Origin of the sequence: Protofrankia symbiont of Coriaria myrtifolia (assembly GCF_900634755.1) — a bacterium.
Lineage (GTDB): Bacteria > Actinomycetota > Actinomycetes > Frankiales > Frankiaceae > Protofrankia > Protofrankia coriariae.
The window spans coordinates 1-4,685 of the sequence record NZ_CAAAFS010000156.1; the positions used below are offsets into that span (position 1 = coordinate 1).

4 protein-coding genes are annotated in these 4,685 nt (G+C 69.8%); 1 reads left to right on the plus strand and 3 read right to left on the minus strand.

The window, feature by feature from the left end:
- Positions 1-14 precede the first annotated feature (14 nt).
- The gene (locus CM1CMNOD_RS08730; RefSeq protein ID WP_013873310.1) at positions 15-1,478 is read left to right on the plus strand and encodes an MFS transporter; all 1,464 of its coding nucleotides are present in this window, start codon (positions 15-17) and stop codon (positions 1,476-1,478) included.
- A gap of 45 nt (positions 1,479-1,523) precedes the next feature.
- Here CM1CMNOD_RS08730 and CM1CMNOD_RS08735 read toward each other — a convergent pair whose 3' ends face one another.
- The 3 genes from CM1CMNOD_RS08735 to CM1CMNOD_RS08745 form a co-directional block, all read right to left on the minus strand.
- A complete protein-coding gene (locus CM1CMNOD_RS08735; RefSeq protein ID WP_085948548.1) occupies positions 1,524-2,417 on the minus strand; it encodes an alpha/beta hydrolase in 894 nt (297 codons plus the stop codon).
- Between the two features lie 191 nt (positions 2,418-2,608).
- Positions 2,609-3,793, minus strand: a complete 1,185-nt coding sequence (locus tag CM1CMNOD_RS08740) for a cytochrome P450 (protein ID WP_013873312.1) — start codon at positions 3,791-3,793, stop codon at positions 2,609-2,611.
- A gap of 35 nt (positions 3,794-3,828) precedes the next feature.
- Entirely contained in the window at positions 3,829-4,668 is an 840-nt protein-coding gene (locus tag CM1CMNOD_RS08745) for an acyltransferase family protein (RefSeq protein WP_083828215.1), read from the minus strand.
- Positions 4,669-4,685: the final 17 nt, after the last annotated feature.

The window sequence follows — 4,685 nt, forward strand, 5'->3', positions numbered from 1 at the left end:
CACTAGGAGGCATCGTGAGCACCGAAACCGGTTCCAGCACGACCACGACGGGTGGTGGTCCGCCCAGGGCGTGGGGGCTCGTGCTCGCCGCGATCGTCGGTGCCGAGTACCTGCTGCAGCTGGACGGCACGATCATGAACGTGGCGCTGCCGCAGATCCAGGCCCGCTTCGACGCCAGCATCACCACCGGCTCCTGGATTCTCAACGGGTTCTATCTTGCCTTCGGTGCGCTGCTCCTCGTCACCGGACGGCTCGGTGACGTGTTCGGCTACCGCCGGGTGTTCCTCTTCGGCATCGGCCTGGTGGCCGTCGCCTCGCTGGTCGCCGGTCTCGCCCAGAACGTCGAGGTGCTGCTCGTCGGCCGGGTGCTGCAGGGAGCCGGGGCGGCGCTGGCCGGCCCCAGCGCGCTGGCGCTGCTGACCATCCTGTCCGAGGGGGAACGCAGACAGCGGGCGTTCGGCCTCTACTCCACCGTCACCGCGCTCGGCTCAGCCTCCGGCATGGTGTTCGGCGGGCTGCTGACCTCGGCCGGCAGCTGGCGATGGAGCATCCTGGTGAACGTCCCGATAGCCGCGCTGATCTTTATCGTCGCCCTGCGCGTACTCGGGACCCGAGACGCCGTCCGCAGCCAGCGTTCGCTGGGCATCCCCAGCGCGGCCCTGGCGACCGCGGCGCTGACCGCCGGTGTGTACAGCCTGGTCCACGCGGCCGACACGGGCTGGCGGGACGCGGGGACGATCGTCCCGCTGGTGGCCGCCGTCGTGCTGTTCGCGCTCCTGCCGGTGGTGGACTCCCGCTCCCCCGAGCCGCTGCTGCCGGGCCGGATCTTCGCCCACCGGGACCGGCTCGGCGGCTTTCTCAACCTCACGCTGCTGGCCGCGGTGCTGGGCAGTTTCCTGTTCTTCCTGGCCCAGTACCTGCATGCCGTGCTCGATCTGAGCCCGGTGCGAACCGGCCTCGCGCTGCTGCCCTTCGCCATCTCGATCCTGCTCAGCGCCTCGATAATCACCAAGTGGGTCAGCTCGATCAGCCTCAAGGCCCGGGGTGTGGCGGGGCTCGCGGTGGTCACGGCCGGCGTGGCCTGGCTCAGCCGGGTGGACGACGGCGCCGGCTACGCTTCCTCAGTACTGCCACAGATCATCATCATCGGGATCGGCGTCGGCCTGGCCATCGTCCCGTTCAACGTCGTCATCCTCTCCAGCGCCGACCCGCAGGACACCGGTGTCACCGCCGGGATCGTGCAGGTGGCCCTCACCGTCGGCGGCCTGATCGGTATCGCCGTGTTCCTGCTGCCGTTCACCCAGGGCACCGGCAGTGAGGTGGACCACTTCGCCCGGGTCTTCACCTGGCTCACCGGGACGGCGGTCATCGGCATCCTGGTGTCCCTGGGGTTCTGGTTCGGCCCCGGCCGCGGCAGGGCGCCGGCGGCTGTTGAGGCGGTCCCGGCCACCCCGGTGACAGCCGACACGGCCAGCTGAGCCACAGCCCCGTGCCTCTCCCGGCCCGGGGCCGCCGGTGCGCGGTCAGGCCTGGAAGAGCGCTTCTCGAAGGGCGGCCGGCACGGTTTCGGTGATCCGCTGACGCAGGCCCGGCCCGACATCACCGCCAAGGCCGTGCGTGGCGCCCGGATAGTGGTGCAGCTCGACCGGGACGCCGGCCTGGATCAGGCGGAAGGCGAACAGCAGGGCCTCGTCGCGGACCGCGTCGAGCTCACCGACCGCGATGAAGGTGGGCGGCAGGCCGGCGAGGTCATCCGCCCGGGCCGGGGCGGCGACCGCCGGCACGTTGCCTGCGACATCACGCAGATAGGCGGCCCAGCATTCCCGTGCCAGCCGTGGACTGAGGTGCTGCGGCCCCCACCGCCTGCGCATCGAGGCGGTGTCGGCCTGATCGTCCAGCGAAGGTGTGACCAGGTGCAGCAGGCGGATCGCGGGGCCGCCGTGGTCGCGTACCGCGAGAGCCACCCCGGTGGCCAGCGTCCCACCCGCGCTTACGCCGCTCAGCGCGATCCGGGCGGGATCGATGCCGAGCTCGGCCGATTCGGCGGCCATCCAGCGAAGGACGGCAAGGCAGTCGTCGAACGCGGCGGGGAACGGATGCTCGGGCGCGAGCCGGTAACCCACCGAAATCACGACCGCGTCCAGCTTGACGGCCAGCGGCGCGACCAGAAAATGTACCATGTCGATGCTGCCGATCACCCAGCCGCCACCATGAATGTAGAGCACCGCCGGCAACGCGGATGTCTGGTCGCGGGGCGCATAGCGGCGGACCGGCACCCGCAGTCCCGACACCGGGTCACACGCTTCCAGATTGCGCATGTCCAGTGCCGCGGTACCGGGAAGCGGTTCCGGTTCCGCCAGCGGCAGGCGGCTTGACGCACCCCTGTTGGCGAGCAGTTCGGCTACTGTGCTCTCCACCGGCTCAACCGATGTACCCGCCACCGGCTCAGCTGATGTGCCCGTCTCCGGCCGAGCCGATGTGCCTGCCACCGACTCGGCCGGGATACGCGTCACCGATTTTCCTCCGTGAGTGTCAGCGGCGGCTCAGGCCGAGGCCATACCTGACAAGGCCATATCTGACAGGAGAATCCGCCCCGCCGCCGATGTGCTCACCACCGTACGGGCAGCTCCGCCACCGTCCGGACCATGTTGTCGCTCACACTCGGCGTCTGCGTCGGGTCGAGCTCCAGCGTCAGTCCCGGCAGCCGGGTGGTCAGGGTGGACAGCGCCACCTCCAGCTCGAGACGTGCCACTCCCGCGCCGAGGCAGAAGTGCGGGCCGTGGCCGAAGGACAGGTGGTCGCGGGCGGCGATGGGATCGCGGTCGAGGATGAACTCGTCCGGCTCACCGAACACGGCGGAGTCCACGTTGGCCCCGGCAAGGCTGGCCAGCACCGCCTGCCCGCGCTCGACCCGGCCCGAGGGGAGCTCCACGTCCTCGGTGGCGACCCGCAGCAGCGCCGTCTCGATCGGCGGGTTCACCCGCAGGATCTCCTCCACGACGGAGGGGATCAGCTCCGGTTCGGCGATCAGCCGTTCGTAGCGGCGGCGGTCGCGCAGCAGCGTCAGCACACCTCGGGCGATCGCGGACGCGGTGGTCTCGTGGCCGGCGACGATCATCGCCAGCACCATGCGGATGAGCTCCGGCTCGGTGAGCCTGTCCGCGCCGTCGCGGGCCGCGATCAGTGAGTCGATGAGGTCGTTGCCCGGCTCCGCCCGGCGCCGTGCGAGCAGGTCCTGGACGTAGGCGATGAACTCCGCGCCGGAGGCGGCGAAGGTCGCCGTCGTCCAGGTGCGGAACCTCTTCTGATCCTCACCGGTGATGCCGATGATCTCGCAGATCACCCGGATCGGGAACTGGAAGGCGAAACTGGCCACGAAGTCCACGGGCTGCTCGCTGGCGAGCAGTTCGTCCACGAGCTCGTCGGCGATCCGTTGCGCGGTGGGGCGCCAGCCGTTCACCCGGCGCACGGTGAACGAGCCGGACACGAGCCGGCGGACCAGATGGTGCCGCTCGGGCGGCATGTTCGCCAGGAAGTCCGGGTCGGCCGTGGTGGCGTCCTCGCCGGGGAAGAACGTCGGCGCGCCCGCATAGGCGAGCTGCCGGCTGAACCGGGGGTCGGAGAGGATCGTCTTGGCATCCGCATGGGTGACGCCGAGGAGCGCCGTCTGCCCGCTCGGCATCGTCACCTCGGCGAGTTCCTTGGACTGCAGCCAGGCGACCAGTTCCGGCGCCGGACTGCCGTCGCTGCCCGGATCCAGGGGCAGGGAGGGGCTTTTCCCAGCAGTGGTCATGCGGCTTCCTCCAGTGTCATCCGAAAACTATGGCATCAGGTTCCGCGGTATTCGGGGATGACGTGAGGTGTGTCCTCACTGCGCTTTTCCGCGACCGTTTCCGCGGTGGCTGCGTCCGGATTCTGCCGTTGTGCCGGCATTTTGTCGGGCCGTGCCGACCGGGGGTTGCTCCACCGGCCTACCAGGGGACGTTCGACCAGGCTGTAGAGCAGCCAGGACGCCACCAGCGCGGGAAGCAGGAGCAGGGCGGAGATCGGGAAGGACGTGGTGGCGGAGTGGCCGGAGCCGAAGCCGATGCTCTCCTGCAGGAAGTACAACGTGGGGTAGTGCACGATGTAGAGGGCGAAGGAGACCTCCCCCAGCCATGTCCAGACGCGGTTGGCGAAGATCGTGCCACGGCCGGACCGGTCCGCGGTCGCGGCGGCCGCGATCACCAGCGCGGTGGGCGCCACCGTGGGCGCGACCGTCGTGAGCGCGGTCACCGGGATCAGCAGCTGGAGCGTCAGCGTGGCGGCCAGCAGCAGCCCCGCGACGGGCAGGCTGAGCCTGATCCACCGGCCGGTGAGCACGATCCGGGCGGTGACGATACCGATGCTGAACTCCAGCAGGCGCGATGGCGGGAACGGGTAGACCAGCCAGTTCTGCCACAGCGACATGTGCATCCCCGGCAGCGGCAGCCGCGGCTGCCCGGGCAGCGCGGTGTGCGCGATGACACCGATGGCCAGGGTTCCCAGCGCGAGACCGCCGAACAGCCACCACAGCCGTTCCGGTCTGACGCGGGTGATCCCGAAGTACAGCAGGGGGAAGGAGAGATAGAAGATCAGTTCTACGCTCAGTGACCAGCTTGGGACGTTGATGCCACGCAGGATCAGCAGGTCGGGGAACTAGTAGA